Source organism: Paenibacillus sp. Marseille-Q7038 (genome assembly GCF_965111595.1).
On record NZ_CBCOOM010000001.1, the window covers coordinates 2,603,269 to 2,621,006 of the forward strand.

A 17,738-nucleotide genomic window follows, 5' to 3' on the forward strand; every position below is an offset into this window, starting at 1 on the left:
TCTTTTCAAAAAAATTCCGGTTGCTGTATGTATATTTCTCCGTTATTCTTATAAAATAAGAACATGTGTTCTAATACGGAACGATTGAAGAGGAGTATGGTCTTATGGAGCGGAAAAAACGTGTGATTATGCTGGCTGACTGTCAATCTTTTTATGCCAGTGTGGAGAAGTCAGCCCATCCAGAGTATACAAATCGCCCACTTGTCGTTGCTGGTGATCCAGCTCGCCGGTCTGGAATTATTCTTGCAGCCTGTCCACTGGCCAAGACCTATGGAATTACAACAGCCGAGCGCCTGTCAGATGCAATCGCTAAATGTCCGGATGTTGTTGTGGTGAAACCTCGAATGGCAGAATATATCCGAGTTTCTCTCCGTATTACAAGTATTTTGCAATCCTATACGGATCTTGTGGAGCCCTACAGCATTGATGAACAATTTCTCGATGTAACGGGCAGTCTAAGACTATTCGGTACACCAGAAGAAATCGCTCGCCAGATCCAGCAGCAAGTTTGGCTTGAAACCGGAGTACGGGTACGGATTGGAATCAGCGATGCCAAGGTCGTGAGCAAGATGGCTTGTGATTTGTTTGCTAAGAAAAATAAAACGGGGATCTATATTCTTCCGAAGGAAGATATAGCTGAGAAACTCTGGTCGATGCCCATTCGAGACATGTTTATGGTCGGCTCAAGAATGGCTCATCATTTCTATAAGATGGGTATTCATACAATTGGAGATTTAGCCCGCACTCCTCTCCCTCGTCTGCGTGACCGTTGGGGTGTCAATGGCGAAGTCTTATGGCGTATCGCGAACGGAATAGATGATTCGCCTGTAAGACCCAGCACTTTTATGCAGCAACAAAAAGGAATTGGTCATCAAATGACCCTTCCGAGAGACTACACTACATGGTCAGAGATTCGTGTGGTCCTATTGGAACTGGCTGAACTTGTCGCAAGAAGGGCCCGGGAGAAAGGACTTATGGGCCATGTTGTATCTGTAGGCTGCCGAGGAATTGATTTTGACAAACCCACCGGTTTTTCCAGACAAATGAAAATAAAGGAACCCACGCAAATTACCGCAGAAGTTTATAAAGCAGCCAGTGAGTTATTCCAGCGCTACTGGGATGGTCAGCCCGTAAGAAGAGTGGGTGTATCTCTTACAGAACTGATCCCCGATACGGAATATCAATTAACCTGGTTCGATAACCGAGAGCAACAACGGGAACTTGATAAAGTAACAGATGCGATCAAACGCAAGTTTGGAGATACTGCTATTATTCGTGCTTCCTCTCTTGAGCATGCAGGTCAGATACATGATCGTTCCCGCAAAATTGGAGGTCACTATCGATGAGTAAAAAATTACAACAAAACGGATTATTTGAATCCTCACGAATGATGCTTCCTGAACATCGCGAAGCTTATGTACAACATCAGCAAAAATTAGCTCCCAGGACCCGTCCGATTCTTGATTCACAAGCATTCGAAGAAATGTCACGTCTACTTGCTGAATCACTGATGTTAAAAGAGCCTGTGACGATCGTCTTGTTCGATGAGTGGGAAGATATCCATCTTACCGGAACCGTTGTCAAATTTGATCAGGCAGGAAGAACGATTCGTATACAGGACCTGGCCGGACTCCATGATGTTAAAATGAGACATATTATTGATGTTCATGCTAACTAACCTGCTGTATCTTCAAGGCAGGTTTTCTAAGGAGTAAGGCGTTATACTGATACAAAAACGGAAGGTGTGCTGGCTTTGTGCGGAAGATTCACCCTTGGGGTCACGATGGAAGAATTATTGCTTCGTTATATGCTTGATGATATTCCAGACGATATAGATTATCGTCCCCGCTATAATATTGCTCCAACCCAGCAGGTTGTTGCGATTATACATGATGGTACTAAACGAAGAGCGGGTACACTCCGTTGGGGACTGATCCCTCACTGGGCAAAAGATATCAGCATCGGCAGTAAATTAATTAATGCCCGCAGCGAGACTCTTCTAGACAAACCTGCCTTTCGCGAGTCCTTTCTTCGTAAACGTTGCCTTATACCAGCCGATGGTTTCTATGAATGGCAAAAGCAGAAGAATGGGAAAAAATCACCCTTTCGAATCACAATGCAAGACAAGGGTATTTTTAGTTTCGCGGGATTATACGACATATGGATAAGCCCGGAAGGGCAAAAAGTAAGCAGCTGTACCATCATTACTACAAGGCCGAATTCTCTTCTGTCTCCCATTCATGATCGTATGCCTGTTGTCATCCCTCCGGAACAGGAAGAACAGTGGCTGAATCGATCGGTTCAGCGCCCAGAAGAGGTATCTCCACTGCTTATCCCCTATCCTGCGAGTCAGATGCAGGCTTATCCGGTGTCCGCTGCCGTGGGTAAGGTAGCGAATGACAGTATCGAGCTGATCTCACCGGTATAACGAACGCAGCCTAGCTTACATTCAAACGATAACTACAAAAAAAGAGGTGCTGAATGAGATCAGCACCTCTTTTTTTGTAGGTTTTTCCGCATAAAATGCAAGACATCATTTCAGATCAATAGTAATCCAGAAAGATCACCTGTACCCTAATCAGCGAAACATTCCCCATAGTTTGATAAGATGCAAGGTATTGTTCGGATCTATCTTTTGGTCAACAACAAATTTAACAAAACGCTCCTCATCCGCCGGCGAAAATTTCTCATTCAATATAGCAGCAGACGATTTTACCAGTCGTCTTACTTTGGCACTATTCTGAAGATCTGTTTTTGTAACTCCATCAACCAGTAATTTGACTCGTTCCTTCGCTGCCGGGTTTTTCATTTTTGTCTTGATGCGCTCCACCAGCTGCGGACTAATGCCATATTTTTGATAGCTCAAAGAACGTTACACCTCCCGCGTATTGTAGTCCCTCACTACTATATGCGAGTGGTGCTCGTCCACTTGACCTCTATTTTATAAACATTCTTTAATCCATGATATCGCCTTGGAAAATTTGTTCCTTCTGCAAGAAACCTCGTAACGCCTCATATCCTGGAGAAGTCCAGAATGATTCACTAGATACGAGTGATGCTGCATCATCACGGGCTACCTCAAGCACTTCAAAATCGCTAACCATATCTGCAATTTTAAAATCAGGCATACCACTTTGCTTCGTTCCAAAGAAATCCCCTGGTCCCCGCAAATCCAAATCCCGCCGTGAAACTTCGAATCCATCTTCCGTTTCTGTCATCACCTTCATTCGCTCTTGGCCAATTTCTGACTTGGGATCTGCAATAAGTATGCAGTACGATGCATGGGAACCCCTTCCCACACGCCCGCGCAGCTGATGAAGCTGGGAGAGTCCGAATCGCTCTGCGTCCATAATAATCATGAGCGTTGCATTAGGTACATCGACCCCCACCTCGACTACGGTAGTGGATACGAGCATCTGAGTCTTATTCTCATAGAACAGCCGCATAGACTCTTCTTTCTCTGACGGCGTCATTCGCCCGTGCAAAAGGCCTACCTGATACTGAGGAAGAGCTTGCTGCATCGCTACATGCAGATCAATCGCATTCTGGACGTCTAGCTTCTCTGATTCCTCAATAAGAGGACAAATCAGGTACGCTTGGCGACCTTGACTCAGTTCTCGAGTAATAAAACCGATGACTCGGTCCATCATATCGTGCTTCACCCAGTACGTAGAGATTGGGATTCTTCCTTTAGGACGCTCAGAAATGGTTGACACATCAATATCTCCAAAGGCTGTAATGGCAAGTGTTCTTGGGATCGGTGTAGCTGTCATCGTAAGAACATCCGGATTGTATCCTTTACGGCGCAGTACACTGCGTTGATTGACCCCAAATCTATGCTGTTCATCTGTAACAACAAGACCAATATCTCGGAAAAACACATCATCTTGAATAAGAGCATGCGTACCTACAATCACGTCGATAAGCCCCATTTGCAGTCCCGCTAAAATCTCTTTTCGTTTACGGCCCGGTGTGCTCCCAGTGAGCAGAGCCACTTGAATATCAAAAGGAGTAAACAGCTTTTCAAGCGAACGCATATGCTGTTCTGCCAATATTTCAGTCGGCACCATTAATGCCCCCTGAAATCCAGAACGTACTGCAGCGAACAAAGCGATGGCAGCAATGACTGTTTTCCCTGAACCAACATCTCCTTGAAGCAACCTGTTCATGCAGTGCGGAGAGCGCATATCATGCAAAATTTCCAGCTCTACTCGTTTCTGAGCATCCGTAAGCTCAAAAGGTAAACTGCGAACAAACTCTCGAATGGTGCTATTGGAAACGGTATGTACGACTCCATCACTTTTCCCTCGATTTATAGCACGAAAAGCCTGCATTTTCAGTTGAAATAAAAAGAGTTCCTCGTATACCATACGTCTACGTGCCTCTTGACCTGACTGCGGATCACCAGGCTGATGAATCAGCGCGATAGCCCGTTTACGAGGCATGAGGTTATATTTATTAAGCAGTTCAGCAGGAAGCAGTTCCGGTACTAGGTCGCCAAATTGCTTAAGGGCTTGGTTAATGGTCTTCCGCAGCCAATTCTGTGTCATCTTCCCGCCTATCGAATAGACAGGCTGAACAGAGCCAGTACGCACTGCACCTTTGTCTGGAAATTCGGACTCCGAGACAGTAAGCTGCATTCGTTTCTGATCCCATTTTCCCGTGAGCGTAATCTCCCGATTAGGCGTTAGCTGATCTTTCAGAAAATGACGATTAAACCATGTTGCTGAAAACATAAAATCTTCTGCCATCATCCGGCAAGTCAGTCTCGACTTGCGACCATACCGCTGCAACACAGGTACACCCATGATTTTCGCCTGAACCGTCACCCGATCCCCATCTTTCACCTCTGTTAAAGAACGCAAACGGTAATCCTCATAACGGAAAGGATAGTACTCAAGCAAATCTTTCACGGTATAAATGCCAAAGGCGTGAAGCTCTTCTTCTTTAAGAGCACTCACGCCGCTAACTTGCTTCACCGATGTTTCTTCTAACAACATAAAGCATCCCTCATTTTATGCCGGCCATACAAAAATAGCGATCGTTCCAAAACCTACGTGGCTGCCAACAACAGCACCAATGTTCGGATAAACCACTTCACCGAGTTCAAACCGCGTTTGGATCAGTGAGATAAAGGCTTCAGCCGAGGCAGGATTGGCTGTATGACCGACAGCAATATTAATTCGTTTTCCCGCAAAATCTTGTTCAAACATTTGAATGATGCGTTCCATTGCTTTTTTTTGACCTCTAATCTTCTCGACAGCATAGATAATTCCTTCATTATCTATCGATAGAACAGGCTTAATATTAAGCAAGGTACCCAACACAGCAGAAGCTTTTCCGATTCGTCCGCCTTTTTGCAAATATTCTAAGGTATCTACTAAGAAATACAGCTTACGTTGCTGATGAAGCCTAAGTACGGCGGTTTCAATCTCTTTTGCATTCTTTCCCGCCTGTGCCAGCTGTGCAGCATGTACAACGAGCAGTCCATATCCATAGCTGGCAGATTTAGAATCCATAACCGTGATCTCTACCGTCTGCTCATCTTCAAGCATCGATTTACCAAGCAGTGCAGATTGATACGTTCCGCTCATACCTGAGGATAAATGGATAGAAACAATCTGACTGCCTGGATGCTCATTCAAAATTTGGCTATACACATTCATAAACTCGACTGGCGAAGGCTGAGAAGTGGAAGGCAGTACTTTAGCATCTCCAAGTTTCTCATAAAACGTAGCCGGGCTCAGTTCGATCCCATCAAGATAAGTTTCCTGATCAAATACGACTCGAAGTGGAACCACATGAATCTGATATTTCGCAACAAGTTCATCAGGAATATCTGCAGTACTATCCGTTACAATGAAAACTTGGCTCATGAAAAAGGACCCCCTTATTTATGATCAAGCTTCAACCGAGAAGAGATAGGCATAGATTGGCTGACCGCCTTCGTGTACTTCAATCTCTGCGTTTGGATATTCAGCAGCAAGCCATGATGCAAGGCGCTCTGTATCTGCCTTATCGGCTTCTTCACCTGACAGTATAGTTATTACTTCATCACCGCTCTCAATCATCTTGCTCAGCAGCTGCTCACAAGTAGGAATGAGACCTTCCTCGGTAGCCACAATTTTGGAATCATGGATACCAATAAAGTGTCCTGCTTTAATCTCAAGATCATCAAATACCGTGTCTCTTACCGCATAGGTGACTTGACCAGAGCGAACATGAGCAATAGCTTCCAGCATGTTCTCTTCATTGGACTCTGCACTTTCATCTTCCTGGAAAGCAAAAGCAGCGGAAATCCCTTGTGGAATCGTCTTGCTTGGAATGACGGTAACAAGACGCTCTCCTTCTAGCAAATCTCTTGCCTGTTTAGCAGCAAGAACAATGTTTGAGTTATTCGGCAGAATAAATACATGTTCTGCGTCAATGGAGTGAATGGCTTTCACAAAATCTTCTGTACTTGGATTCATGGTTTGTCCACCGGATAGAACAATATCTACCCCAAGACTTTTGAATACATCTTCGATCCCTTGACCAGAAGAAACAGCAATAAAGCCAAATGGAGCAAGTTCATCTGCCGGCGGTATTGACAGTTCCGGAGTAAGCTCTTGTTCTGGCGGAATATCCGCAAATAGCCCTGGCTCTGCAGCAGCATCCATACCAGCTGTCAGCAAATCACGGTGCTGTTCTCGCATGTTAAGGATATGAATTTGTGTAATTTCTCCGTATTGAAGCGCTAAGTTAAGTACATCACCTGGTGTTTTGGAGTGAACATGTACTTTAATGACTTCATCATCTGAGATAATGATGATGGAATCTCCATTCACTGATAACGCTTTCCTAAAATAATCCTCATCAAATGGCGTTCCCTGTGCATCACCTAACTGACGATTAATAAAGAATTCCATGTCGTAAAGGAACTCAATATCCTCCGTCTCCAGTCTAGCTTGCGCTGTGTTAGGAAGTTCACGAAGAGCCGAAGGTGCTGTTACCATCGTTTTTGCAGCAGGAGCCGGTGGAGTCATTTCCTTAGCTGGTTGAACTTTCGAATCTGTTTCGGCAGTTCCGCCTAGTAAGTACTCCATAAAACCTTCATAAATATATACAAGCCCTTTTCCGCCGGAATCAACAACGCCTACCTGTTTAAGTACAGGAAGCATTTCCGGTGTTAAGGCAAGAGTTTCATTTGCTTTTTTTAATACTTCACTCATAAGTTCAGTAACGTCATTGGTTCGACGAGCATAATAAGTCGCATGCTTTGCCGCTTCCTTAGCAACCGTGAGGATTGTACCTTCTACTGGTTTTACTACAGCCTTATATGCGGTATCCACACCGCTCTGGAGGGCAGCAGCAAATTGAATCGTATTCAGCTCCTCGTATGGGGCAGCGTAACGACTGAAGCCTCGGAACAACTGCGACAAAATCACACCCGAGTTCCCCCGTGCGCCCATTAGCAGGCCTTTCGATAAAATCCCTGCACAGCTTCCAATGGAACTAGAGCTGTTTCTTTTAAGTTCGGCCACACCAGCGCTCATTGTCAAATTCATATTTGTACCCGTATCTCCGTCTGGAACAGGAAATACATTGAGGGAATTGACGTGTTCAGCATGCTTATGCAATTGATCCGCTCCGGCTAAAACCATCGCGTTGAAATCTGTTCCATTTAAAGAACGTTTACTCAAGTGAGAATTCCCCTTCCTAGCTTGATGCGGGAGCTTGTTCTAAGAAGGCTGGTGCCTTCGAGAAAAGCTCTAACATCCGTTGTTCCGCTGAGTAGTGACTCAAGCGACAGCGGTCTTTCCGCAGTATTATGGACTATACCTCATTGTACTATAATCATGAAGAGAAATAAATAAAGTTTTTGTTTATGTTGACTAAGCTTTTTCTTATATGATATTATATTTAAGTATTGTTTTATGCAGGTGTATTGGATTAAGTATGGCCAAATTTGGTCTGAAGTACAACCATTGACCTTGCGGATAACGGTTACTTTCAGAATAGGAGGTGTAATCTATGTCTCGCAAATGTTATGTGACAGGTAAAAAACCGGGTAGCGGTAACCATGTTTCTCACGCTAACAACCGTAACCGCCGTTCCTGGGGCGTAAACGTTCAAAAAGTTCGCATTCTGGTGGACGGTAAGCCAAAACGCGTTTATGTTAGCACCCGTGCTCTGAAAGCCGGTAAAGTAACTCGCGTATAATCTTAGCACGTCTATAGAATACAAAGACAAAAAGCACCTCGCCTTCTGACTAGGTGCTTTTTTCATGTCTGGATTTCCGGCGACCCTTCCTATGCCAGCTCTTCTCAGCGTAAAATGGACACACTTCAAGCCGATTTTATTTCTGGAACGTGTTTAGGATCGCTTTCACAAAACCTCCTAAAAACTTTGGAAGCTTAAACGTGTAGAATTTCATACTTAACCCTCCCCATCATCCTCATGCGCTCCACCTTTTATCGTACCAGAAGCCTTCCTATTCGCTCAGAATCAAAACCAGGATTATACGAAAAAAGGCTACATGAGAATCGCGCTCATGTAACCATATTTATGCAGAATACTCTCTTGCTATGCCACAAGCTTTGCTTAAACCTGCGGCGGATTCATTTTTATAAAGGTATATGCCGACCATAATAAGATAAATAAAAGGTAATATACCGCGGTAAAAATAACAAAAGTAATGCGAATCCCTTTTCGCTCAAACTTACGAAAAAACCAAATCACAAGAATAACACCAAGAAGCGATACGACTGCATTAATAGGAGAAGGGAGTAATGCAAAGGAACCTAATAAGGTTCCCGTAACAAGACTAATAAGCGAAGTCCACATTGCTTCTTTAAAGGTCATTTTTATCCTCCGAGGCTTTGACGTATCTCAGTAATCGCTGCTGCACGATCTTCTCTTCCAAATACAGCACTGCCAGCAACGAGTACGTCTGCTCCTGCCTCCACTACAAGCGGTGCCGTCTCCTTCGTAATTCCTCCATCTACTTCAATGTGAACATCAGCACGTCCTCTTTCACGTAACGAGCTGCGAATTTCGCGGATTTTACGTATTGTGCCCGGAATAAATGCTTGTCCTCCAAAACCAGGATTCACAGTCATAACCAGCACCATATCTACGTCATCCAGTACTTCCTCTACATGAGCTGCAGGAGTGCCTGGATTGAGCGCTACGCCTGCCATAATGCCATGTTCCTTAATCATATGAATCACACGGTGCAGATGGACACAGGCCTCTGCATGCACCGTAATCATACCCGCTCCTGCTTTTACAAAATCAGCAATATAAAGTTCTGGATTTTCAATCATTAAATGTACATCCAGCAGGAGACTTGTATGTGGTTTGATCGCTTTTACAATCGGTGGTCCCAGCGTAATATTAGGAACAAAATGTCCATCCATAACATCAACATGGATCCAGTCCGCACCAGAAGCTTCCGCTTCTGCTACTTCCGCTCCAAGGCGTGCAAAATCTGAGGATAGGATAGATGGTGCGATTTTAATTGTCATAGTTAGTACCTCCGCTTCTTGTCCTTCATTTCTTCTAAAAATTGAACGTAATGATGATATCTGCTTTCTGCAATCAGACCATCTGTTTTGGCACGAAGCACTTCACAGCCTGGTTCATGCGTGTGTGTACATCCTCTGAATTTACATCCGCCTGAGTATTCACGGAATTCACGGAAACACTCTCCGAGCTCTTCAACACCGATCTCAAGGAAATCTAGTTGACTAAAGCCTGGAGTATCAGCAACGAAACCACCGTTATCGAGTGGGATCAGTTCTACATGACGCGTGGTATGTTTCCCCCGGCCAAGTTTCATACTGATTTCGTTTGTTTCTAGTGTAAGTCCTGGCATCATTGCATTCAGCAGCGATGATTTCCCTACACCCGATTGTCCTGAGAATACACTGATTTCACCAGCAAGATGCTCCTTCAGCTCGTTAAAACCTAAACCTTCCCTAGAGCTTGTACGAATAACTTCGTAGCCGATCGTCTTATAGAGCTCAATAAGATCTTTATATTTTTGTTCGCTTTTTGCATCCACCAAGTCACTTTTGGTTAGACAGATGATAGCATCCAGACCCGCCTGCTCAATATGTACCAAAAATTTATCAAGCAGCTGAACGTTCATTTCTGGTTCTTTTAATGAAAATACAAGTACGGCAAGACGAGCATTTGCCATTGGCGGCCGAATCAATTCTGTCTTTCTGGGCATAACTTCTGTAACCGTTCCTTCTCCATTTTCGGTAAGAACGTACTTTACTCGATCGCCAACCAGTGGAGAGATTCCTCTATTTTTAAAGACCCCACGCCCCCGGCATTGAACGGAGGATTCCGAATCGATCGGAGCTCCACCCTCCCCAAGTGGCTTAACATAATAATATCCGCTTAATGCTTTAATAATAACTCCATCGAGCATGAATCCACCGTCCTTTATACATTTAATATCGCTATGGAATATAAGAACAGGCGCCTAATCGGCGCCTGAAATGAAGAGTGTTTACTCATATTTCGTCTATCACTCATTACCATCCTCATTATCGGATGGATCTTCATCTCCCTGACCGTTATCTTGATCATCGTTCTTATCGTTTCCATTCTCTCCATTATTACCCTGATTGTCATTCTTCTCACTGCTGTTCTCGTTTCCGTTTCCATTACCGTTACCATTATTATCATTAGCTGTGGTATCTTTTTCTGGCTCTTCTGCAGGGGGCTCCGATCCTTCGTCTCCTCCTCCGCCTTCCTCTGGCTGAGAAATCGATTTGATCTCAGGGATCTCTACATTGCCGTTCTTAGCATCAAAGTATCCTACCCTGTAAGTATCCTCTAGTTCCCCATCACGATAAACCGTTACATATCCATCACGGTTAGGAGCAAGCACCAGCGGAACAGAGAATGTCTGTACTTTATTAATCGTTTTGGTGCCCCATTCTTGATTTTCCCCTCGAGCATCCGTGTAGACGATTCGTACTTTACTGTTTTTCCCATCCTCACTAGGTGCAATAAGGAATGCGAACGTGTATTCAATCGTCTCTGGCGAGTACCCGGTACTTACATAGATTGTAATCTCTGTACCTGGCGCAATAGAAGATCCTGCATCAACGGGCCACTGTTGTGTAACTTTGCCTTTTTCCACTTGAAAACTAGATTCCTCTTTGACTTCAGCTAGTTTCAAGTTATTATTCTTGATCAATTTTTCAGCTTCAGAACGAGACTTATTAATCAAATCAGGCATCAATACCAATTCCGGGCCTTTACTGACAGTAAGAATAATCTCAGCTGTATCTGGGTCAAATTCAGTTCCTGGCGCGATCGACTGACTAATGACCGTCCCTACAACCTGATCGCTGAAACTTTCTTCTTTTTTGATCTGATTATCATTTTTTATATTAAGAGCCAGCAGCTTTTGAACAGCGTCTTCGTAATTTTCTCCCGTTACATCCACCATTTGTTCCTGTGGTTTTTCAGCACCAACGGTTAGATCAATTAAGGAACCTTTTTTAACAAGACTGCCTTCGGGTTTACTCTGTTCAAATACAATTCCAGGATCGACTCCCTCTTTGTATTCTACAGAGACTTCATCGACTTCAAGTCCACTTTCCGTAAGAAGCTTTCTCGCCGCATCTTCATCCAAAGAAATAACACTTGGAACAGGTACGTTAGGCACAACCAGTACTTTCTCTACATAAAAGACGACTCCAGCAAGGGCTACAAGGACAATGAGAGTTAATGTTACCCAAAAAGTTGCCCTTTTCTTAGATTTCTTATTTGGCTTCGTTTTCTGATCTGCACGCGCTGGATCCATCCCAGCTGTATCTGTGTTAACAGCAGTATACTGTTCTGGTTTGATAGCAGGAATGACTCGCGTTTGATCGATATCAAACTCATCGTCAAACATCATCTTCGGTTCCTCGAGCCGATCAGGAAACAAACAAGTCTCAAGATCTGTCTGCATTTCAAGAGCCGATTGATATCGCTCATTTGGATCTTTACGCATCGATTTGAGAATAATATTTTCAACACTTTGCGGAATCAGCGGATTCAAAAGCCTCGGTTCCTCAAAATCTTCTTGAAGATGTTTGAGTGCAACGCTGATAGGACTCTCCCCTAAGAAAGGAAGCTGTCCTGTGAGCATTTGATATAGAACAATACCAAGAGAGTATAAATCTGATTTTTCACCAGTCACTACCCCTTTAGCATGTTCAGGTGAAAAATAATGTACCGAACCAACGACCGAACCGGTTTGTGTTATTGTCGTCGAAGTTACAGCCCGAGCGATCCCAAAGTCTGTTACTTTTACCCGGCCGTTTCTGCCAATCAAAATATTATGCGGCTTAATATCGCGATGAATAATCTGGTTATGATGTGCATGATCAAGTGCATCCGCAATCTGACAAGCAATTCTTACCGCTTCCTCAACCTGCAGTGGCGCACGTTCTTTGATAATTTCGTTTAAGTTTTGTCCTTCAATATACTCCATTACGATGTAATGAATTTCGTCTTCTTGACCCACATCGTAAATACTGACAACATTCGGATGGGACAAAGAAGCAGCCGATTGAGCTTCTCTACGAAAACGTCTAATAAATTCTTCATCATGTACAAACTGTTGGCGAAGAACTTTGATTGCGACATTGCGGTTCAGCAAAATATCCTGAGCCTTATATACCAAGGCCATGCCGCCCCCGCCAATGCGTTCTATTACTTCATAACGACCGCCAAGCTGGTGTCCAATCATATGTTACCCCCCTGTTCCTTGCCGGTAGCTACCGCTTCGGGCATCTCAAAAAGGGCAACCGTTATATTATCATCCCCGCCAGCAAGTAGTGCCAGTTGAAGCAGTCTTTCCGCCCGTTCTGACAGTAGGAGATCTGCTTGTCCGACAATCGTAAGGATCTGTTCACTGCTGACCATATTACTTAAGCCGTCACTGCAAAGCATCAGTACATCTCCTGGTTCCATTTGGACGGAGTAGAGATCTACATCTACTTCCTCATCTGTACCAAGTGCTCTCGTGACGACATTTTTAAGTGGATGAACTTGAACTTCTTCTTCACTGATCTGACCGTTTTTAAACAGCTCATTTACAAGGGTATGATCCTCCGTCAGCTGTACTATTTTACGATCTGATATAAGATAAGCTCTGCTATCTCCAATATGGCCTATAACCCCGGTTGAATCACTCATCAGAACAGCAACAACGGTGGTTCCCATATTATGAAACTTTTCATTTTCTGCAGCCTGACGAAAAATCACCTCATTCGCATGCAGAATTGCATCGCTGAGCGCAGCTGACAGTGTCGATAAAGGCAGTTCAGTCTCAAGCCCGGACAGGTCCTGTGAGACGGTTTCTACAGCGAGACGACTCGCTGTATCCCCGGCCAGATGACCTCCCATGCCATCCGCTACAATACCAAGAATATAACCTTGATCTAATTGGCGGACCCAGGCTGAATCTTCATTCACGGAACGAACCCGCCCTACGTGGCTGACATGTACTGTATTCATCACCTTCATCACTCACCTCATGCTTCCATGTGCTTAGCCCGCAGCTGTCCACATGCTGCCGCTATATCGTGTCCTTGCTCCCGACGAATTGTTACATTTATTCCTTGATCAGCAAGGATTTTTTGGAACTGGAATATGTCTTTACGAGCCGTTCTTACGTATTTTCTTTCTGGTACATGGTTAACTGGAATCAGGTTCACGTGACATATCATGTCTTTAATTACACTTGCGAGTTCCTCTGCATGTTCAGGCTGGTCATTAACCCCACCGATTAGTGCGTATTCAAAAGTAATTCGGCGTCCTGTTTTTGCCTGATAATAACGCAAAGATTCCATCACATCATCAAAAGGAAAACGGCGGTTAACCGGCATAAGTTTGGAGCGTAATTTATCATTTGGCGCATGAATGGAAATTGCGAGATTAATCTGCGTGTCTTCATCCGCGAATTGATAAATATTAGGAACAATCCCACTTGTAGAGACAGTAATATGACGCTGTCCGATATTAAGTCCTTTTTCATGGATCATCGTTCTAAGGAATTTCATCGTTTCATCATAGTTCTCAAACGGTTCTCCTGTACCCATAATAACGATGCTGCTTACACGTTCGCCGCGCTCATCTAAAATTTGCTGAGAACGAACTACCTGAGCAATAATTTCACCTGCGGTAAGGTTACGTTTCAGTCCCCCGAGTGTGGATGCACAGAAAGTACAACCTACACGGCATCCAACCTGCGTAGTTACACAAACACTATTTCCATAATTATGTTTCATGATTACTGTTTCAATTGCATGATCATCATGGAGTCCGAATAGGAATTTAACGGTTCCATCTTTGGACTCAAATTTAGTGATTTCACGCAGGGTAACAAACTGGAACTGATCATTAAGTTTTTCACGTAGTGCTTTCGAAAGATTCGTCATCTCAGAGAAGTCATTTACACGTTTAACATAGATCCAATCGTATATTTGCGCAGCACGGAATTTAGGTTCACCATTCTCTCGAGCCCACGTTTCTAGCTCTTCGAGCGTGTAATCATATATAAAAGGCTTAGTCATTAGTTTCAACACCTGTTCTTTCTTAAATAAAGTATCGTAAAGCATAAACATCGTCATCTTATCATTCTACCCATTTTAACATATAATCCCGCATTCATCCATGAAAGCTGATGTTACAGCCTATCATACGTGAATATGATTTGCCGCTTACCAAGCTTCTTAAAAGCAACAAGAAGCCGCCTAAACCTTACGGTTTACAGCGGCAATCATTTGTCTATGGTATTAAAATCTTATAAAGCTTAGCAGACATCAGGCAAGGATACAACATCCTTTTTTCTACACAAGTTATACAAGACGTTTTAATCTCGCAATATAAAAACCATCACTATTAAAGTTCTGAGGAAGAATCTGAATTCCATACCCCTCTTCGGTAACACAGGCTTTAACCTCTTCGTTCATGCTCTCTGCAGGTCCCACCGCTGCATAATCAGGGTGTGAAGAGAGAAATTCACGGACAACCTGGTCATTCTCTTTAGGCTCCGTAGTACAAGTGCTATAGACTAATATACCACCTGGCTTAAGAAGCTTGGACGCCCGGCTGAGAAGTTCACTTTGCAAACTGCTAATCGATTCAACATCCTCCGGTGTCTTCGCCCAGCGAAGATCCGGTTTACGCCGAATGACTCCGAATCCTGTACAAGGAGCATCCAGCAAAATCCGATCAAAAGAAGCCTCTGGATAATACGCATCCAGATCCAAAGCATCGTGACATACCGTTTCAATACTTCCGAGGCCAAGCCGATCTGCTTGGTCCTGTATTAATTTCACCTTATGTGGATGAATGTCGTTCGCAATAATAGAACCTTGGTCCTGCATCTTCTCACCTATATGTGATGTTTTGCCTCCCGGTGCAGCGCAGCAATCCAGCACAGTCATTCCCGACTTCGGTTCTACCGCCTCGGCAACAAGCATTGAACTTTCGTCCTGTACAGACAACATACCATCTTGATACCAAGAGGTAAGTGCCATGTTACCGCCGCTTGATACAATAATTCCGTCTTTGCTAATCATGGACGGCACTGCGATATGACCCGCTTGTTCCATCTCTTGCATTAATTTGTCGCGGGAAATCATGGTCGTATTAACACGAACACTGACTGGCGGCGCTTCATTATTGGCACGGCACATTGCTTCGGCTGTATGCTCTCCGTACTGGGCGACCCATCTTTTCACCAACCATTCTGGGTGAGAGTGCGTCAGGGCAATACGTTTAACTGCTGGTAAATCTTCTGGAACTTTTAACTGATCAAGATTCCGAAGCATGTTACGCAGTACCCCGTTCACCATACCTGAAATACCTTGATGACCTTTACGTTTCGCAATATTTACGGCTTCACTGACTGCTGCGTGATCAGGAATCCGGTCAAGGTATAGAATTTGATACAGACTAAGCCGGAGCAAATTCCGAACCCAAGGGGTTAGTTTTTTTAAACCTTTCGCAACATAGGACTCCAGGAAATAATCCAATGTGTTACGCCGAGCTATGGTTCCATATACGAGTTCAGTTGCTAGGCCTGCATCAGCAGGACTTAGATTTGCGCCTTTTAATACCTGATTCAAGAGCAGATTACTGTATGCTCCCTCTTCTTCCACTGCGGTCAAAATGTTCATAGCAGCTTCACGACTGGTTATGTTCCGTTTCTTAGGTGCAGGAGGAGCCGACTGTTTCTTAATAGCCTTATGCTGCTCAGATGACTTCACTTCAACACCGTCCCTGCTTTGAGAGATCCGCCGCGAGCGAAATCCGATGCTTGCATGACTTTTTTACCTGCAGGCTGTACTTCACGGAGCCATAACGAGCCATCTGAAGTTTTCACTTCGATACCAAGCTTAGATAAGGAAAGTACGGTTCCCGCTTCGGCTTCTTTTTGTCCGCTGGATGCCTGTTTATACTCATCCGGCAACGCCGAAGGATTTACCGCCGACCACACTTTAAATACCTGCTCGTCCCACAGTGTAAAAGCACCTGAATAAGGAACAAGACCGCGAATTTGATCGTAAATCTGTCTTGCAGAACGCGCCCAATCAATTTTCTCATCGTCTCTTGTCAAGTTCTTCGCGTAAGTCGCTTCCTCATCATTTTGCGGAATTGCCGTCACTTTACCGCTAATCAGATTAGGCATTTCGCGAAGAAGCAGATCCGACCCCGCTTCGCTCAGCTTGGCAAACATCGTACCTGACGTATCTTCATCCGTAATCGGAACTTCCACTTTGGAGATCATATCCCCCGTATCGAGACCTTCCGCCATATACATGAGCGTAACACCTGTAACCTTTTCCCCGTTAATAATCGAACGCTGGATTGGAGCTCCACCGCGGTATTTGGGCAATAGGGAACCATGAACATTAACACATCCGTACTTCGGCATGTTGAGAACAGCTTTAGGCAAAATCTGACCGAAAGCAGCCGTCACAATCAGATCCGGCTCCCATTTCGCAAGTTCTGCCACCGATTCTTCATCACGAAGACGGCGAGGCTGAAACACAGGGATTCCATGTTTCAGCGCAGCCTCTTTTACAGGAGTTGGGGTTAATATCTTTTTACGTCCTTGCGGTTTATCAGGCTGAGTTACTACGAGTTTTACGGAATACCCTTCTGCCAGCAGCTTTTCAAGTGCAGGCACTGCAAAATCAGGTGTCCCCATAAAAACAATATTCATATCCTTACCCCCTGTTGCTACGATTCGGCAAATCTGCTCCGATTTCATATATTTTTTCAGCAAGATCTGTGAACAGAACTCCGTTTAGATGATCAATTTCATGTTGGAAAGCACGTGCAAGCAGACCGCTTCCTGTAATCGTAATTTCTTTTCCTTCACGATCCAGTCCTTTTACAGTTACTGTCTCTGCACGGCGTACATCACCGTTATAACCAGGAATACTCAGACAACCTTCGGGACCAAATTGCTCCCCTTCCTTGGATACGATCTCCGGATTAATCATTTTGATCAGACCGTGATCATCCCCAGTGTCAATAACGATAAGGCGTTTCAAAATCCCTACTTGCGGAGCAGCAAGACCTACCCCTTCAGCGTCGTACATTGTATCAGCCATATCATCCAGTAGTTTCTGAACGTTAGGCGTGATTTTGGTAACTTCTTTCGCAACTTTACGTAATACATCATCAGGTTCTTTTACAATTAATCGAATCGACATCTTTATGGA

At 44.2% G+C, this 17,738-nt stretch carries 18 protein-coding genes; 4 read left to right on the plus strand and 14 right to left on the minus strand.

Annotated elements, in window-relative coordinates:
* Window positions 1-104 precede the first annotated feature (104 nt).
* The 3 genes from ACWPWY_RS12400 to ACWPWY_RS12410 all read left to right on the plus strand — a co-directional run bounded on the left by ACWPWY_RS12400 (window position 105) and on the right by ACWPWY_RS12410 (window position 2,428).
* Window positions 105-1,346 carry a DNA polymerase IV gene (locus tag ACWPWY_RS12400; RefSeq protein ID WP_454191968.1) on the plus strand — a complete coding sequence of 414 codons (1,242 nt, stop codon included), beginning with the start codon at window positions 105-107 and terminating at the stop codon, window positions 1,344-1,346.
* The gene (locus ACWPWY_RS12405; RefSeq protein ID WP_454191969.1) at window positions 1,343-1,678 is read left to right on the plus strand and encodes a YolD-like family protein; all 336 of its coding nucleotides are present in this window, start codon (window positions 1,343-1,345) and stop codon (window positions 1,676-1,678) included. The genes ACWPWY_RS12400 and ACWPWY_RS12405 overlap by 4 nt, the downstream gene beginning before the upstream one ends.
* Window positions 1,679-1,753: 75 nt before the next feature.
* Complete coding sequence (locus tag ACWPWY_RS12410; RefSeq protein ID WP_454191970.1) at window positions 1,754-2,428, plus strand: SOS response-associated peptidase; 675 nt, start codon at window positions 1,754-1,756, stop codon at window positions 2,426-2,428.
* A gap of 150 nt (window positions 2,429-2,578) precedes the next feature.
* On the opposite strand, the gene ACWPWY_RS12415 is transcribed toward ACWPWY_RS12410, so the two are convergent.
* From ACWPWY_RS12415 to ACWPWY_RS12430, 4 genes are all read right to left on the minus strand, one after another.
* Window positions 2,579-2,866, minus strand: a complete 288-nt coding sequence (locus tag ACWPWY_RS12415; RefSeq protein ID WP_454191971.1) for a stage VI sporulation protein F — start codon at window positions 2,864-2,866, stop codon at window positions 2,579-2,581.
* A gap of 88 nt (window positions 2,867-2,954) precedes the next feature.
* Window positions 2,955-5,000, minus strand: a complete 2,046-nt coding sequence (gene recG / locus ACWPWY_RS12420) for an ATP-dependent DNA helicase RecG (RefSeq protein ID WP_454191972.1) — start codon at window positions 4,998-5,000, stop codon at window positions 2,955-2,957.
* A gap of 15 nt (window positions 5,001-5,015) precedes the next feature.
* Window positions 5,016-5,876 carry a DegV family protein gene (locus tag ACWPWY_RS12425; RefSeq protein WP_454191973.1) on the minus strand — a complete coding sequence of 287 codons (861 nt, stop codon included), beginning with the start codon at window positions 5,874-5,876 and terminating at the stop codon, window positions 5,016-5,018.
* A gap of 24 nt (window positions 5,877-5,900) precedes the next feature.
* The gene (locus ACWPWY_RS12430) at window positions 5,901-7,682 is read right to left on the minus strand and encodes a DAK2 domain-containing protein (RefSeq protein WP_454191974.1); all 1,782 of its coding nucleotides are present in this window, start codon (window positions 7,680-7,682) and stop codon (window positions 5,901-5,903) included.
* Window positions 7,683-8,013: 331 nt separating this feature from the next.
* On the opposite strand from ACWPWY_RS12430, the gene rpmB reads away from it, so the two are divergent.
* A complete protein-coding gene (gene rpmB / locus ACWPWY_RS12435) occupies window positions 8,014-8,202 on the plus strand; it encodes a 50S ribosomal protein L28 (protein WP_047910965.1) in 189 nt (62 codons plus the stop codon).
* 136 nt (window positions 8,203-8,338) lie between these two features.
* Here rpmB and spoVM read toward each other — a convergent pair whose 3' ends face one another.
* The 10 genes from spoVM to def all read right to left on the minus strand — a co-directional run bounded on the left by spoVM (window position 8,339) and on the right by def (window position 17,729).
* The gene (gene spoVM, locus ACWPWY_RS12440) at window positions 8,339-8,416 is read right to left on the minus strand and encodes a stage V sporulation protein SpoVM (protein WP_091159225.1); all 78 of its coding nucleotides are present in this window, start codon (window positions 8,414-8,416) and stop codon (window positions 8,339-8,341) included.
* Between the two features lie 167 nt (window positions 8,417-8,583).
* Entirely contained in the window at window positions 8,584-8,844 is a 261-nt protein-coding gene (locus ACWPWY_RS12445) for a hypothetical protein (protein ID WP_160033586.1), read from the minus strand.
* A 2-nt stretch (window positions 8,845-8,846) separates the two neighbouring features.
* Complete coding sequence (gene rpe / locus ACWPWY_RS12450; protein WP_454191975.1) at window positions 8,847-9,509, minus strand: ribulose-phosphate 3-epimerase; 663 nt, start codon at window positions 9,507-9,509, stop codon at window positions 8,847-8,849.
* A 2-nt stretch (window positions 9,510-9,511) separates the two neighbouring features.
* A complete protein-coding gene (gene rsgA, locus ACWPWY_RS12455; protein WP_454191976.1) occupies window positions 9,512-10,423 on the minus strand; it encodes a ribosome small subunit-dependent GTPase A in 912 nt (303 codons plus the stop codon).
* 99 nt (window positions 10,424-10,522) lie between these two features.
* The gene (gene pknB / locus ACWPWY_RS12460; protein WP_454191977.1) at window positions 10,523-12,745 is read right to left on the minus strand and encodes a Stk1 family PASTA domain-containing Ser/Thr kinase; all 2,223 of its coding nucleotides are present in this window, start codon (window positions 12,743-12,745) and stop codon (window positions 10,523-10,525) included.
* Window positions 12,742-13,518: a Stp1/IreP family PP2C-type Ser/Thr phosphatase gene (locus tag ACWPWY_RS12465; RefSeq protein WP_454191978.1), complete on the minus strand. Its 777-nt coding sequence runs from the start codon at window positions 13,516-13,518 to the stop codon at window positions 12,742-12,744. Before ACWPWY_RS12465 ends, pknB begins: the two co-directional genes overlap by 4 nt.
* A gap of 14 nt (window positions 13,519-13,532) precedes the next feature.
* Window positions 13,533-14,573 (minus strand): 23S rRNA (adenine(2503)-C(2))-methyltransferase RlmN, encoded by a 1,041-nt coding sequence (gene rlmN / locus ACWPWY_RS12470; RefSeq protein ID WP_454191979.1) that lies wholly within the window; start codon window positions 14,571-14,573, stop codon window positions 13,533-13,535.
* Between the two features lie 285 nt (window positions 14,574-14,858).
* The gene (gene rsmB / locus ACWPWY_RS12475) at window positions 14,859-16,274 is read right to left on the minus strand and encodes a 16S rRNA (cytosine(967)-C(5))-methyltransferase RsmB (RefSeq protein ID WP_454191980.1); all 1,416 of its coding nucleotides are present in this window, start codon (window positions 16,272-16,274) and stop codon (window positions 14,859-14,861) included.
* Window positions 16,271-17,233: a methionyl-tRNA formyltransferase gene (fmt, locus tag ACWPWY_RS12480; RefSeq protein ID WP_454191981.1), complete on the minus strand. Its 963-nt coding sequence runs from the start codon at window positions 17,231-17,233 to the stop codon at window positions 16,271-16,273. Before fmt ends, rsmB begins: the two co-directional genes overlap by 4 nt.
* 4 nt (window positions 17,234-17,237) lie before the next feature.
* The gene (gene def, locus ACWPWY_RS12485) at window positions 17,238-17,729 is read right to left on the minus strand and encodes a peptide deformylase (protein WP_160033598.1); all 492 of its coding nucleotides are present in this window, start codon (window positions 17,727-17,729) and stop codon (window positions 17,238-17,240) included.
* Window positions 17,730-17,738: the final 9 nt, after the last annotated feature.